Source organism: Devosia rhodophyticola, assembly GCF_028816475.1.
GTDB lineage: Bacteria > Pseudomonadota > Alphaproteobacteria > Rhizobiales > Devosiaceae > Devosia > Devosia rhodophyticola.
On sequence record NZ_CP118247.1, the window covers coordinates 1,032,206 to 1,054,612 of the forward strand.

The 22,407-nt window shown below is 57.0% G+C and carries 21 protein-coding genes; 6 read left to right on the forward strand and 15 right to left on the reverse strand.

Features of this window, described 5'->3' with window-relative positions; all coding sequences use genetic code 11:
- Positions 1-15 precede the first annotated feature (15 nt).
- From PSQ90_RS05060 to PSQ90_RS05085, 6 genes are all read right to left on the reverse strand, one after another.
- The gene (locus PSQ90_RS05060; RefSeq protein ID WP_282212333.1) at positions 16-852 is read right to left on the reverse strand and encodes a carbohydrate ABC transporter permease; all 837 of its coding nucleotides are present in this window, start codon (positions 850-852) and stop codon (positions 16-18) included.
- Positions 845-1,735 carry a carbohydrate ABC transporter permease gene (locus tag PSQ90_RS05065; protein WP_282212334.1) on the reverse strand — a complete coding sequence of 297 codons (891 nt, stop codon included), beginning with the start codon at positions 1,733-1,735 and terminating at the stop codon, positions 845-847. Before PSQ90_RS05065 ends, PSQ90_RS05060 begins: the two co-directional genes overlap by 8 nt.
- Positions 1,735-2,613, reverse strand: coding sequence for an amidohydrolase family protein (locus PSQ90_RS05070; RefSeq protein ID WP_282212335.1), 879 nt, complete (start codon positions 2,611-2,613; stop codon positions 1,735-1,737). Before PSQ90_RS05070 ends, PSQ90_RS05065 begins: the two co-directional genes overlap by 1 nt.
- Before the next feature lie 86 nt (positions 2,614-2,699).
- Positions 2,700-3,938 (reverse strand): ABC transporter substrate-binding protein, encoded by a 1,239-nt coding sequence (locus PSQ90_RS05075; protein WP_282212336.1) that lies wholly within the window; start codon positions 3,936-3,938, stop codon positions 2,700-2,702.
- 5 nt (positions 3,939-3,943) lie between these two features.
- Positions 3,944-4,948 carry a carbohydrate kinase family protein gene (locus PSQ90_RS05080; RefSeq protein ID WP_282212337.1) on the reverse strand — a complete coding sequence of 335 codons (1,005 nt, stop codon included), beginning with the start codon at positions 4,946-4,948 and terminating at the stop codon, positions 3,944-3,946.
- 3 nt (positions 4,949-4,951) lie between these two features.
- Complete coding sequence (locus tag PSQ90_RS05085; RefSeq protein WP_282212338.1) at positions 4,952-6,310, reverse strand: family 4 glycosyl hydrolase; 1,359 nt, start codon at positions 6,308-6,310, stop codon at positions 4,952-4,954.
- Positions 6,311-6,393: 83 nt separating this feature from the next.
- Between PSQ90_RS05085 and PSQ90_RS05090 the strand changes: the two genes are divergently transcribed.
- On the forward strand, positions 6,394-7,233 hold the full coding sequence (locus PSQ90_RS05090; protein ID WP_282212339.1) for a GntR family transcriptional regulator: 840 nt from the start codon (positions 6,394-6,396) through the stop codon (positions 7,231-7,233).
- Between the two features lie 100 nt (positions 7,234-7,333).
- Here PSQ90_RS05090 and PSQ90_RS05095 read toward each other — a convergent pair whose 3' ends face one another.
- A complete protein-coding gene (locus tag PSQ90_RS05095; protein ID WP_282212340.1) occupies positions 7,334-8,278 on the reverse strand; it encodes a MurR/RpiR family transcriptional regulator in 945 nt (314 codons plus the stop codon).
- 244 nt (positions 8,279-8,522) lie between these two features.
- Here PSQ90_RS05095 and PSQ90_RS05100 point away from each other — a divergent pair, with 244 nt between their 5' ends.
- From PSQ90_RS05100 to PSQ90_RS05115, 4 genes are read left to right on the forward strand one after another with little or no spacing between them, the layout of a single operon-like run.
- Positions 8,523-8,870 carry a hypothetical protein gene (locus PSQ90_RS05100; protein ID WP_282212341.1) on the forward strand — a complete coding sequence of 116 codons (348 nt, stop codon included), beginning with the start codon at positions 8,523-8,525 and terminating at the stop codon, positions 8,868-8,870.
- Positions 8,867-10,045, forward strand: coding sequence for a hypothetical protein (locus PSQ90_RS05105; RefSeq protein ID WP_282212342.1), 1,179 nt, complete (start codon positions 8,867-8,869; stop codon positions 10,043-10,045). The genes PSQ90_RS05100 and PSQ90_RS05105 overlap by 4 nt, the downstream gene beginning before the upstream one ends.
- Entirely contained in the window at positions 10,042-10,821 is a 780-nt protein-coding gene (locus PSQ90_RS05110) for an SDR family oxidoreductase (protein WP_282212343.1), read from the forward strand. The genes PSQ90_RS05105 and PSQ90_RS05110 overlap by 4 nt, the downstream gene beginning before the upstream one ends.
- Before the next feature lie 11 nt (positions 10,822-10,832).
- Positions 10,833-11,831 (forward strand): Gfo/Idh/MocA family protein, encoded by a 999-nt coding sequence (locus PSQ90_RS05115; RefSeq protein WP_282212344.1) that lies wholly within the window; start codon positions 10,833-10,835, stop codon positions 11,829-11,831.
- Between the two features lie 19 nt (positions 11,832-11,850).
- On the opposite strand, the gene PSQ90_RS05120 is transcribed toward PSQ90_RS05115, so the two are convergent.
- From PSQ90_RS05120 to PSQ90_RS05140, 5 genes are all read right to left on the reverse strand, one after another.
- Entirely contained in the window at positions 11,851-13,059 is a 1,209-nt protein-coding gene (locus PSQ90_RS05120) for an amidohydrolase/deacetylase family metallohydrolase (protein WP_282212345.1), read from the reverse strand.
- Between the two features lie 74 nt (positions 13,060-13,133).
- Positions 13,134-14,219, reverse strand: coding sequence for a Gfo/Idh/MocA family protein (locus PSQ90_RS05125; RefSeq protein ID WP_282212346.1), 1,086 nt, complete (start codon positions 14,217-14,219; stop codon positions 13,134-13,136).
- A gap of 65 nt (positions 14,220-14,284) precedes the next feature.
- Positions 14,285-15,445, reverse strand: a complete 1,161-nt coding sequence (locus PSQ90_RS05130) for an ABC transporter substrate-binding protein (protein WP_282212347.1) — start codon at positions 15,443-15,445, stop codon at positions 14,285-14,287.
- 63 nt (positions 15,446-15,508) lie between these two features.
- A complete protein-coding gene (locus PSQ90_RS05135; RefSeq protein WP_282212348.1) occupies positions 15,509-16,354 on the reverse strand; it encodes an ABC transporter permease in 846 nt (281 codons plus the stop codon).
- A 9-nt stretch (positions 16,355-16,363) separates the two neighbouring features.
- The gene (locus tag PSQ90_RS05140; RefSeq protein WP_282212349.1) at positions 16,364-17,182 is read right to left on the reverse strand and encodes an ABC transporter ATP-binding protein; all 819 of its coding nucleotides are present in this window, start codon (positions 17,180-17,182) and stop codon (positions 16,364-16,366) included.
- A gap of 282 nt (positions 17,183-17,464) precedes the next feature.
- Here PSQ90_RS05140 and PSQ90_RS05145 point away from each other — a divergent pair, with 282 nt between their 5' ends.
- The gene (locus PSQ90_RS05145) at positions 17,465-18,385 is read left to right on the forward strand and encodes a MurR/RpiR family transcriptional regulator (protein WP_282212350.1); all 921 of its coding nucleotides are present in this window, start codon (positions 17,465-17,467) and stop codon (positions 18,383-18,385) included.
- Between the two features lie 131 nt (positions 18,386-18,516).
- On the opposite strand, the gene PSQ90_RS05150 is transcribed toward PSQ90_RS05145, so the two are convergent.
- From PSQ90_RS05150 to PSQ90_RS05160, 3 genes are read right to left on the reverse strand one after another with little or no spacing between them, the layout of a single operon-like run.
- Positions 18,517-20,130, reverse strand: coding sequence for an ABC transporter permease (locus PSQ90_RS05150; protein ID WP_282212351.1), 1,614 nt, complete (start codon positions 20,128-20,130; stop codon positions 18,517-18,519).
- A 35-nt stretch (positions 20,131-20,165) separates the two neighbouring features.
- The gene (locus tag PSQ90_RS05155; protein ID WP_282212352.1) at positions 20,166-21,251 is read right to left on the reverse strand and encodes an ABC transporter ATP-binding protein; all 1,086 of its coding nucleotides are present in this window, start codon (positions 21,249-21,251) and stop codon (positions 20,166-20,168) included.
- Between the two features lie 31 nt (positions 21,252-21,282).
- The gene (locus PSQ90_RS05160; protein WP_282212353.1) at positions 21,283-22,317 is read right to left on the reverse strand and encodes an extracellular solute-binding protein; all 1,035 of its coding nucleotides are present in this window, start codon (positions 22,315-22,317) and stop codon (positions 21,283-21,285) included.
- Between the last annotated feature and the right edge of the window lie 90 nt (positions 22,318-22,407).

Here is a 22,407-nt window from a genome sequence, read left to right on the forward strand (position 1 = left end):
GCCTCCCGATCTTGTCTAGCGTCCGCCGAAACCGCCGCCGGTGAGGCCGGCGATAAAGGCACGATTGCCGAGGATGAACACGATCAGAACCGGCGCAACAGCCAGGACGCTGCCGGTCATCAACAGTGGCCAGTCGGTGTTATATTGCCCTTGCAACGTGCTTAGCGCGACAGTCACGGTTTGCATTTCGGGCCGGGTCGTCACGATCAACGGCCACAGGAAATTGTTCCATTGCGAGACGAAGGCGAAAATAGCGAGCGCACCAAGTGCAGGGCGGGACAGCGGTAGCACAATCCAGAGGTAGATCCGCCAGTGCTTGCACCCGTCGAGCCGAGCCGCCTCGAGCAGTTCGCGCGGGATTGTCATGAAATATTGTCGCAAAAGGAACGTACCGAAACTGGAGAAGGCGAAGGGCAAAATCATGCCCTGATAGGTGTCGATCCATCCCAGGTTCCGCACCAGAATAAAATTTGGAATGAGCGTCACCTGTGATGGCACCATCAGGGCTGCCAGATAGACCAGGAACAGTGCTTCCCGTCCCCGGAATGTGAGACATGCAAACGCGTAAGCGGCCATCGAACATACGACCAGCTGGGCAAGCGTTATCGAGAGGCACACGATCAGCGAATTGACCAGGGACCGTCCAAATGGAATGGTGTCGAATATTCGCATAAAATTGTTTAACTGGGGTTGGCCAGTCAGCAGTGTCGGTGGGAAAACGAAGACTTCGTTCCCCGGCTTGATTGATGTTGCCAGCATCCAGGCAAATGGTCCGCACGTGGCGAACGTACCAACCAACAGCACAACAAACAGTACCCAGTCGGTCCGTGTCTTGCGTGCGTGCCTAGCCATAATGCACCCATCGGTCCTGCATACGATACTGTATGAGCGTCGCTACAAGTACGATGGCGAAAAGAACCATCGCCGCCGCACTGGCGTAGCCCATCTGATAAAATTGGAAACCATTCTGGTAGATGTAATACACCAGCGTGTTGGTCGCGTTTGCCGGCCCGGCCTTGGTCATGATGAATACGAGTTCAAAGACCTGAAAACTGCCGATGATCGAGATGATCAGAACAAAGAATGTGGTGGGCGACAGCATTGGAAGGGTAATGAACCAAAGGCGTTTCCAGCCCCGGGCGCTGTCAAGTGCCGCTGCGTCGTAGATGTCGGTTCGGATGTTTTGGAGGCCGGCCAGAAACAACACCATTGCATAACCTACATTTTGCCAGACGGAGACCACGATCACCGCTGGCATGGCCCACTTGGTCGACCCTAGCCATTTTGGCGGATCGGTGACGCCAAACGATAGCAATAGAGCGTTGATGATGCCGAAATTGCTGTTGAACAACCACGACCAGACCAGAGCCGCCGCCACAGTGCTCGTCACAACTGGCAGGAAATAGGCGATCCGGAAGAAGGTCTGGCCCTTGATATTTCGATTGAGCACCAGCGCGATTGCCAGTCCAAATGCCATTTGCAATGGGACTGACGCCAGCACGAAATAGGCAGTGTTGCCCATGACCTTCTTGAATATGTCATCGTTGAACAATTCTGTGTAATTGCCGAAACCGACGAACTTCATCGGATTGAAAAGGTCCCACTCTGTAAACGAGATCATGAACGCCGCGATCACCGGGATCGCGATGAACATTGTGAACAGGACGAGGCTCGGCAGTAGAAATAGCCATGCGGCCTGTGTGTCACGCTTCCAGAGTTTGGACCCTGCTGCCATTATGTCGCGTCCAGCCCGAAAATATGGGCCGCGTTGCGGTAAAAAATCATGTCCTGCTCGTCTTCCGAAAGACCCATTTTTTGAAAGGCCGCCTTCCAGCGCAGCAGATCCGGCTTCATGCGCTTGAGATCGCAGTCGGAGCCGTAAAGAAGTTTTCTCGGGCCAATTTCCTTGCCGATATAGCCGCCCTCAACAATGTGGTTATGAACGACATCACCGCCCGAAATATCGAAATATAGCCGCGGCCGCCACCGGGCGACGGCGCAAGATGTGCGGTAGTCCGGCCATCCCAGATGGGCCCCGATGATGAAAAGTTCCGGAAAATAAAACGCGATGGTGTCGAGATAGATCGGCTGCATGCGGGCGCTCGAAAACCCGTACCTTTCGCGGCGTATCTGCTTGCCAAGCCGCGCGACCAGTGCTTCTTCGTCCTTGCCTTGGGGGATCGCCTTCCATTCGTCTTCGGCGCCGCCCGCCAGATAATCGATCGGACCTCCCTGAATGCCGGTGTGGAACAGGATGCGTAGACCACGCGCCACCGCCGCCTCGTAATAGGGATAATAGTCAGGGTCGTCATAATTTTTCGAGACACCGATTATTTTGATGCCATGGAACCCGCGCTGGTAGAAATCTTCGACCAGTGACACCGGATCCCTGTCGAGTTCCAGCCGACCCATCGCGATGACAAGATCAGGTCTTTCCTCAAGGGCGCGGGCAAGCTTGTCATTTCCTCGTCCGGGATTGGCCAGAAGTGCAATCTTTTCAATTCCCGCGTCTGCACAGGTATCCGAAAGAGCTTCGAGAAACCCCCGCTCAGCTTCGCGTGTGAACAACTTGTCCCAAAATCCATAGTGAACGTGTGTGTCGATGACCCGCATTTGTAGCTGTCCTGATTACTTTGGTGTGCACAAGAGAAATTGTCTGCGCGGTGGCAAGCGCAACCGCGCAGACAGGAGGAACGGCGTTAGTTGCTCTCTGCAAGACGCTTGGTGACATTTTCCTCGATCGACGAAATAGCAGTCTTTGCATCCTCTTCACCGCTCCAGACCAGATCAAGAGCAGGCTGAATGTAAAGATTGGTTATGTCCACATATCCCGGGAAGTTCGGGTAGTTGCGCCCGTTTTTGCTTTCATCAAGGAATATGTCGCCGAATGGCGCTTGGAAGGCGGCGCGCACGTTGGCATTGCCAACCATGGCCGGTACAGCCGCCGCCTTGGCTGATGCGAAGATGGTCTGGCCTGCCTCTCCGCAGAGAAACTGCATGAATTTCCATGCGGCGTCCTTATTGCCGGAAAAGGCATTCATGCCGAACCCAGCACCACCACTACGATTGACTCGAGTGCCGTCGCGGCCGTGGGGAAGCGGTGCCACCGCCCAATTGAAATTGGCATCGCCAAAACTGCCCAGTCGGGCGGCATTGGTGATCGCCATGGCCGCTTGGCCGCTGACAAACATTTGCGTCGTGCCGCCGCTCTGATCAAGTTCCTGAAAACTTGGCATCACCTTGTCCTTGTTGATCAGATCGCCAAGAAACTGCACCGCCTCGGTCGCCGCTGGTTCGTCCATAATGAATTTTGTCGGCGTGATTGGATCATCGAAGATATTGCCACCGTTCTGCATGATCCAGGTGGGCCAGTCATTGGACTCCATCACTAGGCCATAACGGCTCGTGCGTCCGTTGTTGGCTTCAGTCAGCTTCACAGCGGCGTCGCGCATGTCATCCCAATCCCAGGATGCGTCTGGATAAGCGAGACCGGCGGCGTCGAATGCGTCCTTGTTGTAATATAGCGCTTCTGGCGCATCATCCCGTGGGATCGAAAACAGTTGTCCCTTCAGCGAATGAATCTGAAGCGCCCCCTTGTTGTATTCGTCAATTGGGAAGTCGCTTTTCGTGATGTAGTCGTCCAACGGTTCCAATTGGTTGCGCGCGGCATAGGCAGGAACATTGGTGATAAAGAACACGTCGGGTCCGGCATGGGCCGCGAGTTGCGCATCGAGCCGGGTGAAATATCCCGACCATGGTGCGTGTTGAACTTGAATTTGCACATCGGGATTGGCGGCTTCATAGTCCGAGACAATCTGCTCGAACGGCGGCAACTCGGCCGGATCGCCCCAATACGCAAACACCAGATTTGACTGTGCGTGTGCTGGTCCCATCATCATCAAGGCACTGACCAGGCTCAACGAAAGTAGCTTTTTCATTTGACCTATCCCTCCTCTGGATAGTTGTACTCGTTAGAATGGGTTGTGCGGACGCTCTGGGCAGTCAGGATGTCAGCGATTTCTGGAGCGTACCGCAGGCTGCGGGATTGGGCGAACAGCATGAGATCCCTTGTTTGGGGACTTGAACTGCCACCGGCAACGGTCGCCGAATAGGCGCCGCATAGATTGCCCGCCTCGGCAGCAAGGGCGGGAGAAAGGTTGCGCAGGACACCATATAAATATCCCGCATTGAAGGCGTCGCCGGCACCAACGGTGTCAGCCACATCGACAGGAATGCCCTGAACCCGGCTGACCTCGCCGTTGGCTGAGAGCAGCACACCGTTCCTGCCGTCCTTCAGCGCCACCACGGGGGTAAATTGCGCCAATATCTTTATTGCGTCTTCCGCTGTGTCGGCGCCGGTGAGCATCTTTGCTTCATCAGCGTTGGGAGAGAACACGTCGGTCATCTTCAGGAAGGTCCGGATGGCCGGTGTATCGAGTGAAAACCTACCGCCACGGCAATCGGCGAAGACTTTCGCGCCAGCCGATTTCACCCCTTCGATGAAGTCCAGCCATGCTGGCTCAAACCGAAAGGTTTGCAACAGCCACTTGGGCCGGATTTGGCAGGCGTCGACGCGATCCGGCGGCATGACGGGCGGATCGCAATAGCTGATGAAACCGCGATCCCCTGCCGCCGAGAACGCCGCTGTAAGACGACTGACAGGGTGATCCCTCAGTGTGAATGCGGATGGATCTATCCGGTCAAGTTTCGCGCGTTCAAGCACGTGCTGGCTAAACATGTCCGTGCCGAAATCGCAGACCCATCGCGTATCCACGCCAAGCCGGGTCAGCCCCAGCGCCATGTTGTAAGTGCCGCCCGGCGCAATCATCAGACTAGATGCGAATTTTTCGGTGCCGAGCTGCGGAACGCCATCCAGACCTGCGAAAAGCAGATCGCAGTAATATTCGCCAGCAATAAGAACGTCGCAATTGTGCGAGCCAATCTGCATCACTCAACTCCATCCCTTGGTGTAAGCGGAATGGGCATCGAGATAATCTGCAACCAAGAGCTTGGCGCGTGAATAGGTTTGCACCAACGGATGAGCAACCAGCGCCTCAACGGCGAGCGTGCGGCTGCGGGTGGCAACCGCCTCTACGGTCAGTCGTTCGTAGCGTTTGACGCTTTGTACGAGACAGGACTGGCCCTCCGGCATGGTGCCGACAGGCTTCGGGTGAATGCCATTGCGGTCGATGCGGCACATAACCTCCACCACATCGTCCGGCCTCAGATCGGTGATGGTGTCGCCGTTGGGCACGTTCAGGCCGGTGTAGAATTCCGGTCCACCGGATAGCGCGGCGATAATGTCAAGCGCCACCCCGGCATAGCCCTCTCCGTCGGGTTCGGCTTTTGCCGCGTGCGCCGCCAAGTTCGAGCGGTCCTGCCAGGCACTTTTCATATATGACCCGCTACGTCGGTTCTCGTAGTTGAAATATACCTGCAAGGCACCATCAGGGTCCGATTCGAGGTCGATCGCCGCCAGCTGCTGGTCCAACTCGGCGTTAAGAGCCTTGATTTCCCGTCCGCGCGCGCCGCCTGACCGCTGCGCCGTGAGAGCCTTGTCGGCATAATAGTAGTAGTAGAGATATTCGTTGATCCACATATTATGGATACGCACAACATCAGGCTCAAAGACATTGAGGCTCGACGTGTTGAGGAAGTCGTCATTTGCCAGGAGTTCGGAAAGTACATTTCGACCTTCAATCATGACAGTGCGCGAGAACGACAGGTGATTAAGTCCAAACAGATCGGCGGCGACAGACTGTGGATCGACACCGAACCACGCCGCTACCGCATTTTGGGCACCATTGGCGCTATCGCAAATGCCGACACTGTGTGAATAACCCGCATTCCTCAATGCTTGGGTGACAAGGCCCGCAGGATTGGTAAAGTTCAATAACCAGGCGTCGGGGCAGATTTGAGCCATTATTTCGGCATATTGCAAAATGACCGGAATCGAGCGCAGAGCCATTGCAAATCCACCGGCTCCAGTGGTTTCCTGACCGAGCACGCCGTGCTTTAACGCGATATCCTCATCAGTGATGCGTCCATCAATGCCGCCGGGACGAATTGTCGTGACGACGAATTGAGCGCCTTGAAGGGCCACATTCACGTCGGTGGTTGTGGATATGGTGACCGGTGAACCGCCGCGGCGCGCCAAGTGGCGACAAAGACTACCGAATGTGTCGAGCTGTGCCTGATCGGTATCCATCAGGCAGATTTCGTTCAGGCCGATTTTTTGGGCCCGCCGCAACGCTGATTGCACAAACAGCGGCGCCCTGACACCACCGCCTCCAATCAAGGTAAGTTTCACGAGATCCTCCCAGCAACTCGTTTCCAATCTGGTTATAACCAGTTATACTAGGATTGAAAAGAGGGTATCGCAGTAGACTTCAGATGGGAAAGGGCAGCGGACGCGGCTATGCCAGCGGGCAGTTTGGCGGTATGAGCGTCCTTGAGAACAGTATCTGGCAAACGAAAAAAGGCACAATGAGCACATTGCGGCGTGATGATCCGGAGCCTCTGTACAAACAGGTGAAGCATCACCTGCTTGAGGCATTGCGCAGCGGCAAAATTCCGCCCAACACCAAGCTCGCTTCCGAACGCGAACTCACCAACAGCTTCCGCGTCAGCCGGATAACCGTCCGGCAGGCAATGCGGGAACTGGTGATGGAAGGATATCTGCAAAGTCAGCCGGGTAAGGGCTTCTATGCGACTGGGCGGTCCAATGCCGGGTTCGAAATCGAACTGCTCCGCAGCTTCACCGAAACGGCGCGCTCGCACGGTAAAAAGCCAGGCAGCGTGCTACTATCCGCCGAAACCACAACACCCCCGGCGCCCGTTGCGCTCTTGCTCGAACTTGGTGCTGCTCAACCAGCTATGCTGCTGCACCGGCTCAGACTTCTGGACGATGTCCCCGTGATGATTAGCCGGGACTGGGTGCCGGTCGAACTGGCACCTGATTTGCTGACCCTTAACTGGAATTTGGAGAACCGCTCGCTGTACGATGAACTGACCACTCGCTACGGTATTGTACCCGCCCAGGGACAGACGATGTTGAGTGCACGTCTGGCCACGCCTGATGAATGCCAACTCCTTGTTCTAAAGGCACCAGCCGCACTGCTAATGGTCGAACAGGTCGCTTATAGCGCAGTGGGGCACCCTATCAACGTAACCTACTCGGCACAAAATCCATCTCTATACCCCTTGCGTCTGGAACAGGCGCCAAGGAGTTGAGCATCTGGTTTGTCGCCGCTTGAGCCTCGTTGCCGTTTCAGGTTCGCGTTTCGGGCTCCGGTGGCAGGTCACCATCGACTTCTAGAAGTCTCGTTCCTGTTTATTCGCGATCCCCCATTGCATCCATTACCAGGGCGGGATCAGTGGAGGGAGTAGGAATGGCAATGCCGATTGTCGACAGCGTGTAGCGCACCCGGCGCAGCGCTTGTCGTCCGTGCTCGCCAAGACGGTTGGCGACGCCGGTAGCGAGCGTATCTATGACAGCCATGTGTGCGTAGCGCGACGGTGTGGGCGCCAGCACGTCATCGTCCTCGGCGATGACGATAGGTATGGTGATGGCGACAGCGCTGGCCAATGGCGTATCGGGTCGCGTCAGCCCGATGGTCGTAGCCCCAAAGGAGGCCGCGATCTTCGCCGCCTCAACGACTGCCTTGGAGCGGCCGCTGTTGGAAATGGCGAACACGACATCGCCCGGCTGCAACGTCGCTGCCGACATGCGTTGTTGATGCCCGTCCGTGTATGCAGCAACAGGGATACCCAGCCGAAACAGGCGAAGTTTGCTATCCTCTGCCATAACGGCCGACCCACCCCCTTGACCATAAATATCTATGCGTCGCGCCGCGGCCATAGCGTTTATCGCTTGACCGACTGCCACTGTGTCGAGTTGTTCGAGACAATCGCGCACGGCATTGGCGGCACGCTGCATAACCCTCTTGGCGAGTTGACCAACGTCGTCTTCGAAAACCCGGTCTGAATTGAGGTAGGCGGAGGCCACGGCTAATGTGGTCGCGAGACTGATCTTGAAATCGTTGAACGAGGCACATCCCAATGAGCGCGCAAATCGGGTGACGGTGGGTTGGCTTACGCCGGCGCGCGAGGCTAGTTCGGCAATCGTCAATCGCATTGCGGCGTCGTAGTCCTGACGAACAGCGGCGGCGACCCGAGTTTCAGCGGGTGACAGCAGGTCCTCTGCCCGCTGCATGCGCGAAATTACATCAATCGCGGCGTCGGGAAGGGCCCGTTCGACCGTCGGTTTATTGATCATACACCCTCTCCATTGATGATGAAATATAATTACAGAAATCTTCTGTAACAGCAACGGATCTTGAAAGTGTCGTGGGACGCGCATGGCGTCTTGCTCGAAAATGCCGCAGGGTTTCTGTAAATTTGGCTCTGTGGGCAGGCTTGGCCGATTGCCCCTTGCGAGTCGTGAGAATGTGTAACATGATTTCAAAAATGCTCCGGCTCGGTTATGCAGTCCAAGCGGATTGCTGTTTTGGAGGTACGCCATGTCTGCCTTTGTGTTCGATCATGTGGGGATTACCACCACGGAACCGCAACCGCAGGAAAACTGGGTTGAGCAAAGTCGGATCTGGGTCACCAATCCCAGGGATCATCCCGAGCATATCGAGTTTTTGCGCTATGCACCCGACAGCACCGTACCAGCCGCTGTCCGCGATAATCCGCATGTAGCTTATCGCGTGGATGACTTGGCGGTGCATTTGGCTGAACCCGGAGTTGAAATCCTTATTCCGCCATTCATCGTTGGCGATTTTCTGGAAGTGGCCTTCGTGCGCAAGTACGGAGCGATCTTTGAGTATATGCGCTATCTCAAGGAAGGGTGGTTCGACAATTGAGCTACAAGGCAATCTACACCTATGCATGGGATCTGGCTGAAGTCGGCGTGCCCGAAGCTATTGCCGAATTCAAAGGGCTAGGGCTCGACACCATCACGATTGCGGGCAGCTACCACGCCGGCAAGTTCCTGCGGCCGCATGGAAAGGCTGGAAAGGTATACTTTCCCGAGGATGGCACGGTCTATTTCAACGCCGATCCAGCCCGATATGGCGCGATCAAGCCGGTGGTCAACGGCATGCTCGGGCAGACCGATATCCTGCGTGTCCTGACCAATGCCGGAGATATGCAGATCAACGTGTGGCTGGTGTTGTTGCACAACACAAGATTGGGCATGGCCCATCCTGATGCCGTGGTCCGCAACGCTTTTGGCGACCCATACTATTACAGTTTGTGCCCATCGGCACCCGAATCGCGCGCCTATGCCGTCGGCCTTGCCAAGGACGTGACGGAGAATTATCCGGTGGCAGGGATATCCCTTGAGGCGCCGGGTTTTACGCCTTATTCGCATGGCTATCATCACGAATTCGCACTATTGCAAACCAATCCATGGCTCGAGAACATGCTGGGATTGTGTTTTTGTGAGCATTGTTTGGCGGGGGCCGAGCAAGCAGGCATTGATGCCCGACGGCTCAAGGCGCAGGTTGCAGGCGACGTCGCACACTATCTTGATAGCGACTTGGATTTTCCGGCCGATATGGCGGAGGCCTTCTGGCGCGCCGACATCGTGGCCAATGGCGACCTGCGCCGCCTGCTCGACTATCGCAATGCAATTGTGACGTCGCTCGCGACGGAGATACGCGCGGCAGTTCGCGCCGATGCAACCGTTGCGGTGATACCGTCGGTGGCGCGGCCGACGGGGGGCGCGTGGTATGAGGGCAGCGATCTCAAAGCGCTGGCCGACGCAACCGGCATTATCGAAGCATGCTTTTATGAACCAAGCGCTGAACGCGTCGCGGCTGATCTTTTCGACATCAGGCGTCGGTTGCGCGGCAGTGGTACGGTGCGCGCGATACTGCGTCCATCCCATCCAGACCTTGCCAGCAAAGCCGAATTCCTCGATGCCGTCGCCGCACTTCGGGCGGGGGGCGTTGACGAACTCGCCTTTTACAATTGGGGCCATTTGCGGCGGCGGAATCTGGCCTGGATTGGCGAAGCCTTCAAGGACATCGCATGAGCGCCGATTTTGCCGGAAAAACCATTGCCATAACTGGCGCGGCCGGAGGTATCGGACAGGGGCTGTGCCGCTTCTTTGGCCAACAGGGAGCCACGATCGGGGCGCTTGATCGCAGTGAAGCAGTGTTGGCATTCGCGAAATCTTTGAAAGACGATGGGATCGCTATCCAGGCCGCTGTGGCGGACATCGCGAAACCGGACGCGGTGCGGGCGGCGATGACAGCATTCGGCGACGTTCATATTTTGATCAATAACGCAGGGCTATCGCGCCATCCAACCGTCGCGTCGACTGACCCGGCGGGGTGGGAAGAAGACATCGCCGCCAATCTTAACGGCGCCTATAATTGCGCCCATGCCGTTTTACCTCAGATGGTCGAGCGCCGGGGAGGTGCCATCGTCAATGTCGGTTCGGTCAATGGCCTGCATGCACTGGGGGATCCCGCCTATAGCGCAGCAAAAGCTGGAATGATCGCCATGACCAAGGCGCTGGCCATGGAATATGGACGCTACAGTATCCGCGCCAATATCGTTCTGCCGGGCACGGTGCGAACGCCCCTCTGGGATGCGCGCAAAGTCAAGAATCCCGACGTCCTCAAGAGGCTGGAGCGCTGGTACCCCTTGGGCCGCATCGTTGAACCCGACGAGGTGGCCCGGGTCATTGCCTTTCTTGCCTCGGACGCTGCTAGCGCGGTTACGGGTGCTGCCATTCCTGTCGACTGTGGGTTGATGGCGGGCAACATCGTGATGGCGCGAGAAATAACGCTGGAAGAGTTTTGAAAGGACAGGGAATGGACAAACTGCGCATCGGCGTCATCGGCCTTGGCTGGTTCGGTGAAATCCACTGTGAAACCATCATCGGCCTGCCGAACCTGGAACTGGCAGCCCTGTGCACACGCACCGAGGATCGCCTGGCGACCATGGCCGACAGGTTCGGCGTGGCCAAACGCTACCGGGATTACAACGATATGCTGGCCGACCCGGACATCGACGCGGTATCGATCTGCACCATGTGGGACCAGCACACCGAACCCGCGATTGCGGCGCTTAAAGCGGGCAAGCATGTGTTTCTGGAAAAGCCCATAGCGTCAACGGTTGAAGACGCGCAGAAGATTGTAGCAGCATCTAAGGGTGCCAAGGGCATCTTGTTCATCGGCCATATTGTGCGGTTCAATCCGCGGTATCGCGCCGCCAAGCAGGCTATCGAAGCCGGGCGGATCGGCAAAATCGTCGCCATGAGCTCGCGCCGCAATATCCCTGCGGCCTGGACACCGACTATCCTCAACAAGATTGGCCCGATTGTTGGTGACGCCATCCACGATACCGACATCATGCTTTGGCTGACAGGTGATCGGATCGTGTCGGTCTATGCGCAGACTGTTGATGTGCGCGGCCTCAAATACCCGGACATTGGACAGACAATGTACCGGTTCACCGGCGGCGCCACGGCGACGCTGGAAACGGTCTGGTGCATGCCCGAAAAGACGCCGTTCGATATTGATGAGCGGATGTCAATCATCGGCACCGAAGGCATCATCCATATTCAGGACACTTTTCCCAATCTGGGGATCGTCGATGCCGACCGGCTGCATTCGCCCGACATCACCTACTGGCCAATGTTCGAGGGTGTTCGGGGCGGGGCGTTGCGAGACGAATTTGGCTATTTCACAAACTGTGCATTGACCGGCACCACACCGACGATCGGCAGGCCGCAAGATGCAGCGGCGGCACTGGCGGCGACACTGGCGGCTGAGGAATCGGCGCGCACCGGCGCTGTCGTTCGGCTTTAAGCGGCCGTTCCCGACGGCGTCAATCGTGGTGGTGGTGACCACCGAGAATGAACGGTTCTTCGAACGGACGGCGCGATATCTCCATGCGCTTACCGGCCAGATAAACCTGTTCGGGCTGGAGTAATGTCGAACCCTGGCGCCTTGTGCCCACAACATCCTCAAACACGTAATTTGTGTCCATCTGGCGCAGAACAGTGATGTCCGCAGTGGCGCCTATGCCGAGATTGCCGAGTTCGGGGCGGCGAATGGCAAGGGCCGGCCGGTTGGTCGACATGCCGATGACGACTTGTAACGACAGGCCACAGTTGAGCAACTTGCTCATGGTGTGCAGCAGATCAAAGCCGGGGCCTTCAACGGCAATAACATGCACATCGCTAGAAATAAGGTCAGGCGGAAAATCGGCTGCGAGGGCCGATTCGGCGGTGGCATAACCAAATGCGCCCATGCCGTGGGCAATGTCGAACAGGACACCACGCTCGCGCGCGGCCCGAACCTGGGGAAGGATTTGACCATTGCCGTCCAAGGCAGAGTTGGGATCGGGGCGATAACAATGGGTCAGGATATCGCCTGGCCGCAGCATGGACACCACATCGGCGTAGCTGGGCGGCGGCCCGCCGATATGTGTCATCAGCGGTAAGCCGACCGCGTCGGCGGCTTCGAGAGCAAGTTCCAATGCGCCCAGGCCAAGCTTGCCGGTCACGGGTCCACCAATACGCACTTTGACGCCAATTATGCGATCCCGATTGGCCTCGATCTTGGCGACGCAGCGGTCCACTGGCAGCATTTCGCGCAAAGTCGCTTCGCCAATTGACACGCCCTTGTCGAAGCCAAAAATGCCGGGAAACGAAACGTTGAGGAAAGCCAATATGCGGTAGGGTGAGTGGGCCATGATATAGTCACGGAAACCGTCGTAATTGCCCGCGCCCGCACTGCCAGCATCAACCAGCGTTGTCACGGCAGAACGGCGCGCGATCATGCCCGGATCGACGCTAAGCGAGGTCGCCTTGTGATAGACGTGGGTGTGAATGTCTATCAGTCCGGGCGCAACGACGTGGCCGCCAAGGTTTTCGACCTGCGCGCCTGCTGTCGGTAGGTCGCGGCCGACCGCTGCAATTTTGCCGCCGCTGATGGCGACATCGCACACTTCGTCAACACCGTTCCGTTCGTCTATGACGTGGCCGCCACGAAGGACGACGTCGAAGATCTTGTCCGCTCCTGATTCAGTCATCGCGATTCTCCCTGTGCGTCGTTCAGCGTGACTGGCCGCTTGAGCAGACTGCGCCAAAATTGAAAAAAGGGGCGTCAGGTCAAATCAATTGTACGCCCTTCATTGATGCTTTGCTCTGCCGCCAGCACGATGCGCAGGCTGTTGACCGCAGCATCCATCTGTTCGGTCAAGTCTATGTCCTCAAGGATAGATTTCAGGAAAAACGCCTGCTCGCGATCGCAAAGATCCTGGTGACCGGGCTCGTCCGACATGGTGAAAAGCTCATCGCCTTTGACGAAATTCTTATCGGGCCCGACTTCTGCGTGGTGGTAGCGAATGGCGTCCGTCTTGGTGTGTTGATCTATGTCGGCGGAGTCCGATATTTCGTGCAACTGGTCTTTGCCATCCGTTGGCGCCGGGACAATGGAAACAGCTCCCTTTGGGCCGACAACGTCCTTCACGAAATAGGCGACCTCGCTCATCATCGGTCCCCAGCCCGCTTCATACCACCCGACTGAACCATCATCGAAGGTCACGTGCAGGTGCCCGTAGTTTGGCTTGTCTGCCTCTTCCCATAATTTGGCGCCGATGCCATGAACCCGCACCGGCTTGGCGCCCGTCAGTTGGCACATCACGTCAACATAGTGCACGCCGCAATCAACAATCGGTATCAGCGAGTCGATGAGGTTCTTGTGCCAGGCCCATGCCGGGCCATTGCTCTGCTGATTGAGATTGAGGCGCATGACCAATGGCTTGCCCAGTGTGCGGCCCAATTCAATGAATTTGATCCAACTGGGGTGGACGCGAAGAATGTAGCCAAGCACGAGCTTTTTGTTCTTCTCGTGGGCCAGCTTTACCACCGCTTCGGCATCGGCGATGTTGGTCGCCAACGGCTTTTCCATGAACACATGGGCGCCAGCGTTGATTGCCTTGATCGCATAATCGGCATGGCTGTTTGGCCATGAATTGATCGACACCGCGTCAGGCCTGGTTTCGGCCAGAGCTGCGTCAAAATCCTCAAACAGCGGATAGCCTGATAATTCGTCAGGGATCTGTTTGCCCTTGATCGAACGGCTCATCAACCCCACGATCTCAAAGCCGTCATTGCGGTGATAGGCGCTTGCATGAGACTTACCCATGTTGCCAAGACCGACGACGAGAACCCTAACCTTGTTGGGCATGCCGCCCTCCCCATTTGAATTGCGATTGATCGCGGGCGGCCAAGCCGCCCGCGGCAGTTTTGATGTCAGGAAACAGCCTGATCAAACAGGTGAGACCGCACCGCCTCGATGTCGACAGCCGCCAGTTCGGCAGGCAGCTCATAGGCAGCGGCATCAGCTTTGACCTTGTCGTGGTCAAACTCGTTTGCCGGCCCGATCAATTCGTTGGTGCAGACGTCCTCGGCCTTGATCGGATTGCTGATCTGCTCGAGCTTGTAGATCTCGTCAAAGAATGTCTGCCAGGCGGCCATGTCGTGGTCGCCCCAGCCCTTGCGCTTGGACATGTCGCCGCGCACAACGTTGATCTGTTGCAGGATCGAGGTTGCACCCAGTTCCGGCCCGATATTGGAAGCCAGCGATGGGAATTGCTCGAACACGGCATCAACCGCAGCCATGGGATTATGGGTGGCGAATTCGAGACCCATTGACCAGGCGCGCAGGTATCTGGCCAGAAAGTCCTTCTTGTCCGGGTCTTCAAGGTCTTCGGCCCGAACGACATAGGTATTGGCGAAAAGCGGCGAACGCTGCACGCCCAGCCAGTACTCGAAGTCGAGGCCTGAGCCGATCCACTCTGCACGCAGGCCCTCCCATGCAAGGGCAGCATCGCCCTGCCCTGCGGCCAGCGCTGTGCCCCAGGTGGGCCAACCGGCTTCGACATATTTGATCTTGGTTATGTCGACGCCATGAACCGCTAGCATGGGGTCAACAATAGACTGCCAGGCCGCAGAACCGAGAAGAATAGTCTTGCCTTCAAGGGTCTTAAGGTCATTGGTGCCTTCGCCCTTACGGAAGGCGAGGCTGAATGTATCAAGCGCGCCCCAATGGTAGGCAGACTTGAGTTTCATGCCGTTTTCGAGGGCGAAAGAGAAAATGCCCGGAGATGGAAAGCCCATGTCGGCTTGACCGACATCGACGAACTTGACTGTTGCCGTGCCGTCCGACGGGCCGGGCTGCATTTCGGCCTCGACACCCAGATCGTCGAAATAGCCCATCTTCTTGCCGATCCAATAGCCGAAATCGTCAAGCACCTCGAGCGTGCCACGCGGCGAAATCCAGGTGAATTTCGAGTACGGCTCCGCCTGGGCGCGGCCTACGCCTCCCAGCGCGGTGGCGGTAACAACGCCAGCGGCGGAAACTTGCAGAAAGGTGCGGCGGTTCAGGCCGCCGAGCAGCGAAAATCTGTCCATGTTATTCCCCTGTTGATGGTCGATTCGTAGTCCCTTCCTGCCGTTCGGCGGCAGGCCTTTGCCTCAGGTCTCCCAACTCGCAAACTTCTTCCCAAGCAGGAAAAAGAGCACGTAAATAAGGATACCCAGGATTGAGAGGATCAGCACCACAGCGAAGAACTGCGGCATCTGGATCATTGAAGAATAGGAGGTGAGACGATTGCCAAGACCAAAGCCGCCGCCAACCATTTCGGCACCGACAGCCGTCAGAAGGCCAAAAATCGAGCCGACCATAAGTCCAACAAAGATCATTGGCAGCGCCATGGGGGCCCGGATTTTCCAGAAAATCTGCAGTGTCGAGGCGCCGTACGAACGGGCGAGCGCGATCTTGCCGCTATCAACCCGGCGAAAACCTGTTGCAGCGTTGATCATCACCATCGGCCCAGCCGCCAGTGCAACGGCGATGATCCGGGGCGTGTAGCCGAAACCGAAGCGCAGGATCAGCAATGGAACCAGAGCCAGCATTGGCGTCGTCACCAGCATCAGAATGTAAGGTGCGATGATTTTTTCAGCGAATGGAAACTGGGTTATCACGGCTGCAAGAATGAGCCCCACCAGTGCGCCGATGGTAAAGCCCGACGACAGCTCCACCAGCGTATGGCCGAGATGGGGCAGGATGAACCAGAAATCGGTGACCAACGCGTAGGCAATCTCGCTTGGTTTGGGCATCACATATTGTGGGACGGAAAAGAGGTTGAGCAGCAATTCCAGCCCCCCTACGACAATCACTGCCACTATTACGATAATGGCGACGTCGCGCACTGACTGGATGCCTGGCCCCGCCGCAAGCGCGGACATGTTGGCGACACCCACGCCACCGCTGCCTGCATCGGATTTGGAAAATTGGGGGATGGCGTCAGTGCTTTCCATGTTGCATTCCTAGCCGGCGGCCCTGGCCGTGGAACGGGGTCTGCCCGCCATGCTCTTTTGGTCGCCGACGATCTCCTTTTTTATGATGTTGGTGAGATCGAAAACTTCCTTGGTGGACATGATTTCCATCGAGCGCGGCCGCGCGAACGGCACGAGATGTTCGCTGGCGATCCGCCCGGGTCGCGCACTCATCACAATCACCCGGTCCGCCAGGAAGATCGCCTCCTCGATTGAATGGGTGATGAGCAGGATCGTGGTGCGGGTATCGAGATAAATTTCTTCGACGAGGTGGTTCATTTCCTCGCGCGTAAACGCGTCAAGCGCTCCAAATGGCTCGTCCATCAACAGCACCGAGGGCTTGAACGAAAGCGCCCGGACCAGCGCCACGCGCTGCTGCATGCCACCCGAAAGTTCTCGCGGCATGCGGTTTTCAAAGCCCTCCAGACCCACGCGATGCATAAGTTGGGCAATCCAGGCCTTGTCAGGCTGTTGCCCCATGATTTCGAAAGGAAAGGCGATGTTGGCCTGCACGTTACGCCAGGGCAGCAGATTGGCATCCTGGAACACCATGCCGATATCCCGACTGGGCGCTGTGATCGGCTTGCCATCGAGCTGAACCTCGCCCGAACTCAGGCTGTGCAACCCTGACATTGTCCACAACAGGGTCGTCTTGCCACTGCCCGACGGCCCCACGATGGAAACAATCTCGCCAGCCCGTACATCGAGATCACATCGGTCAATGGCCAGCAAGTCGCCAGAGGCGGTCGGGTAAATCTTCGACGCCTGTCGCACCCTCAGTTTCACACCATCCGACATCTGCTCGACCATTGTCCCCCGCGTGTCGTTCAAAGTTGAGACGGACCTTATTCAACCGTCGAATGGCAGTCTGTAACTATCCTACCTCATGAGTCAAGCCAGCGCCTAAAAAAGTGTAGCATCCTCCTAAAATCTCTTAGTACCTTGCAATATTCGCACTTGTTTGTGATGTAAGTTTCCTACATTATTGGCTCTCAAGACAACTTTGACCCCATGGAACGGGCACCATCTGAGGGAGGATTGGAACCAAATATGGTAGACAAATCACCTGAGCAGCCTTTGACGAGCGGGTACATGAGCAAGCCTGGAAGCACAGGCCGTGATATTGTGCATGCGCCTATTCCGGACATTATTTCACAAATCAGAGACAATTATGCTGAGTTGCGACCAGCGGAGCGGCGTGTCGCCGATATTGTTCTCGCCGATGTTGCCTTCTGTGTCGCCGCTTCCAACGCCGAGATCGCGTTACGAGCCGATGTTAGCGAACCGACGGTCACCCGCTTCTGCCGCGCAATCGGGTGCGACGGTGTCCGCGATTTCAAGGTAAAGCTGGCCCAGAGCGTCGTTGTGGGCCGAATTTATCTGGCGGCCAGTCAGCCGCCCGAACCGACCGAGAACGGCTCTCCCCTCTGGAACACCGTCTTCGGAGAGGCGCGCAATGCGCTCAATGCGGTGGAACGACAAGTGGACCCTGCCGAAGTGGTGCGCGCTTCGGACCTCATTGCAACAGCCCATCAAGTGGCCGTATTCGGACTGGGGGGCAGTTCATCAGCGCTGGCGCAGGAAACCCAGAACCGCCTGTTCCGCTATGGTGTCATGGTCTCGGCCCATTCCGACCCCTATGTCATGCGCATGATTGCCTCGACGCTCAAACCCAACGATGTGGTGATTGCTATATCCGCAACCGGGCGCTCGCGCGAAGTGGTCGAGGCGGTAACGCTCGCCAAGCACTATCGCGCCAAAACCATTTGCATCACCGCACCCAACACCGAGTTGTCCCAAGAGTGCAATGTTCGACTGACAGTCGCCATTCCCGAATTCCCCGACACGATGAAACCAACCGCTTCGCGCTTTGCTTTTCTCGCCATTATCGATCTGATTTCCGTTGCGACCGGATACAGGCTCGGCGCCTCGGCCCTCGAGACGTTGCGCCGCGTTAAATATAACGTCCTGTCACATCGCAAGGGAACCGAGCTCGAACCACTTGGAGACTGATCAGACCAATAGTGAATTGGGCCCAATTTCTCTGTGTCGGCACCGGTTCCGGAAGTCGTTCTGGGCCTTCACGCCGCCGGCATCCTCAATCTTGTTGAGTTCCCTAGTGATGTTCAGGAAGGTCGATCCTCTCAAACCCGTAGTTCTTTTTGACCTCCCGGTAGCTTCATCAGCAATATGAGCGATAGCATGGTGAGTACCAGCAGCACGGTCGACAGTGCCGCAGCAGTCCCGAGTTGACCGCGGATTACTTCTGCATAGATTCCCAGCGACAATGTTTGCGTTGACGTGTTGTAGAGGAACAGCGTGGTGCTCAGTTCGGTAATGATGGTGACCCAGCTCAAGATCGCGCCGGACAAAATTCCAGGTGCCAGCGCCGGAATGATAATCCGCACCAGCGTTCGAAATTTCGACGCCCCGAGGCTGGTGGCGGCTTCTTCGATGCTGGGATTGAGTTGATACATCAGCGCTGTAGTGGAACGCACCGAGTATGGCAGGCGCCGGATCGCCAGCGCAATCACCATGATTGCAAACGTCCCGGTGAGCATGAACGGCCCCTGACTGAACGCCGTCACCAGGGCGATGCCTATCACAAGACCGGGTACGACGTATGGCACCATGGTCATGGTGTCGAGCGTGCCGCTGAGCGCTCCCTTGCGTCGAACAGTGAGGTAGGCGACGAGCACGGCAATGACCACCAGGATGATCAGCGCGGTAATTCCAATCCCAAAAGTGTTGCCGACATAGCGGAGGATGTCGCGCTGGGAATCCACATAGCTATCGAGGGAAAATCCATCGACCAGCTGGCCATATAGCGTCTTTCTAAAGGAACTAAAGACAACGACAACGAGCGGCGCCAAAGCAAGCGTCAGGAAGCCGTACACATAAATATGCACAGCCACGCCTCGCCATCCCGGCAAACGACGAGGCTCGATAGAGCGCAACGCCGTCATCGAGAAGGTCCGACGGCTGACAAGATATCTCTGCAGCAGAAAAACGGCCAGGGTGACCGCGATGACAATCACCGATACTGCGGCTGCAAAGCTCTTGTCGATACTCACTTCACCCACAAAAGAACTATAGATGAGGACTGGCACCGTGCGGAAGCCCTGACCAATAAGCATCGGTGTACCGAAGTCAGCGAAGGCGCGAACAAACACCAGCAGGCTCCCTGCAAGTACAGTGGGCCACAGCAGGGGAGAGATCACCTGGACGGCACGGCGCCAACCAGTGATACCCATGCTTTCGGACGCTTCCAGAAGGGAGACATCAATCGTACGCCATGCGCCCATGAGATAGGTGAATATCAGTGGCACCAACTGCAGGGTCAGCACCAGAACGATCCCGGCGAAACCGTAGATACTTGGCGGTTTGAAACCCAGTGTGTCTTCGATAAATTTGGTGATCATCCCGTTATTGCCCAGCAACAGGATCCACGAGTATGCCCCGATGAAGGGTGGGGACATCATCGAGGCGAGGATCAGCATCTGTATGGAGCGACTACCGCCGATACGGAACATCGTCATAAAATATGCCAACGGAAATGCCACCACCAGCGCCAGCACTGTGACGCAAACAGTGACAAGAATGCTGTTAGTCAGTGTCCCATAGTACAATCGGGAGGAGAAAAATTTCTCAAACCCGGCAAGTGAAAACTCACCGCCGCCGGCAAAACTGTTGATCAGCACCATCACCAACGGCCAGATCACCAACAATAGATAGCCGCCAGTGAGCGCGACGGCCACAGATGTCCAACCGTCAAAGCGGTCCCCTGGACCCTTCACAGTTTTGCCCCTTGCATGATGGATGCGCCTGTCTCGGCATCGAAATAAGTCAGCATCTCGGTGTCAAGTTGAAGCACAACCTTTTCGCCACGCTCCCAAAGTGAAGCGCGACGGGAGAACTCAAGGAACTCAATGGTCTCGCCCGTACTCAATCGTGCTCGAATTTGCGAATGCGAGCCGAGAAAGGTCTCTTCCACCACTTCGGCCTGGAGGCCGCTGCCGCCAGCCCGCACGGCTTCGGGGCGCACCGACACCTGAACCCGTCCGCTCACGCCGGGCGCAATGGTCGATGTCACATCGACCGAAACTCCTTCTCCCAGATCGAGCGTAGTGACGCCATCTCGCTGGTGCAGGTCTCGCACGATCAAATTGGTCTTGCCGATGAATTCAGCGACGAAGCGGTTCGCGGGATTGCGATAGATCTCCGCTGGCGAGCCGACCTGCTGGACCACCCCCATGCTCATGACCGCGATACGGTCCGACACCGCCATGGCCTCTTCCTGGTCGTGCGTCACGTAAACCGTGGTGATGCCCGCTTCGCGCTGTGCCTCGCGGATGGTGTCGCGCATTTCGACACGGAGCTTGGCGTCCAGATTGGAGAGCGGCTCATCCATCAGCAGCACGGCGGGCTGGATCACCAGGGCTCGCGCCAGGGCGACACGTTGCTGTTGGCCACCCGACATCTCGCCGGGCAATCGGTCCTTGAGATGTGCCATGTGGACTGACTCGAGTGCCGCCTCCACACGACGGATACTCTCTGCCCGCTCGATATTGCGGGTCTGCAGCCCAAACGCGACATTCTTTGCTGCGGTCATCTGGGGGAACAGCGCATAGCTTTGAAAAACCATGCCGATATTCCGTGCGGCCGGCGACCGGTCGTTGATCACAACGTCATCAAATGAAATCGTGCCGGCTTCAATTGAATTGAAGCCGGCGATCATGCGCAGCAAGGTCGTCTTCCCGCAGCCTGATGGGCCCAGCAGCGTGAAGAACTCACCGTCATGAATGTCCAGGTCGAGATTGGGAATCGCGACCTGACCATTGTACTCCTTGCGCAGCGAGCGCAGCGTTATGCTAGTCAATGTGCTGCTCCGACATTAGTCAATTTTACGATCAAAACTGCGCCTCAAGGATCGAGCGGTATTTCGCCACGAGCTCATCGCGATGCTCAGAGACATAGGTGCCGTCTTCCTCGATGGTTGGAATTTCGGCGAGCGTTGGTAGCCCAGGCTTGGCCACGCCATCACGCAGGGGTCGGCCGGCAGTCTTTTCGGCGATAATGGTCTGCCCCTCTTCGGAGATCACAAAGTCAATGAAAGCCTGTGCTGCTGCCGTATTCGGGCCGCCCTTGATGACCTGGATCGTCGCTGGCAGAAATGCGGCCCCTTCCTTGGGATAGACGATTTCGACCGGTGCGCCGCTCAGCACATAATTGAGAGAAAGCGGTTCGTAGGTAAGTCCGACGATATACTCTCCGGCGGCCACGTCTTTGGCCACCTGGCTCGACGAGCCGATCGAGATGCCGTCAAGCTGAGTGACCAGGGCACTTACATAACCCCAGGACGCTTCGGACTCATAATCACCGCCAACGGCCTTGAGCATGTTTGTCAGCTGTGCGAACGCGGACGAAGACGCTGTGGGATCGCCGAAAGCGATCTTGCCCTTGAGCTCTGGAGCCAGCAAATCGGCATAGCTGGTGATTTCAACGCCGGCCGCTGCCGCCGCCTCGGTGTTAACCAGCAGGTTTGAGCCGTCGGCCTGGTAAGGCGTAAAAAAGCCAGTCTTGTTCTTGCCGGCGGCGACCATAGCGCCGTCCTCAGGAGAAACATATTCTCCCCAAAGTTCGATATTCGCGTTCGCCTGCGCCGCGCCGCCGCCAAACATCACGTCACCCTGAGGGCTTCCGGCCTCACTGCGAATGCGTTGATAGAGTTCGCCAGTGCCAGCGGTGATCAGTTGAACCGTAGCGCCGGTGCCGCTTTCAAAGACCGGGATGAGGTTGTCAAGCATCCCCTCCTCGTTCGGTGTGTAGACGACCAAAGTCGACCCCGCAATGCTGCTATCTTGAGCATGCGCGGCGACAATGGGTTGCAGTGCCAGAGCAATTACAGCGAAGGCGGTGAAGCCGAGTAGGGAAGTGCGGGGCATGGAAGTTCCTCTCTGTTGGGACAGTTTAGTGTCGAATTGTTGCACTCTTTTACCGAGGCTCGCCAACTCGTAAATCGGTTGAGCGAGGTC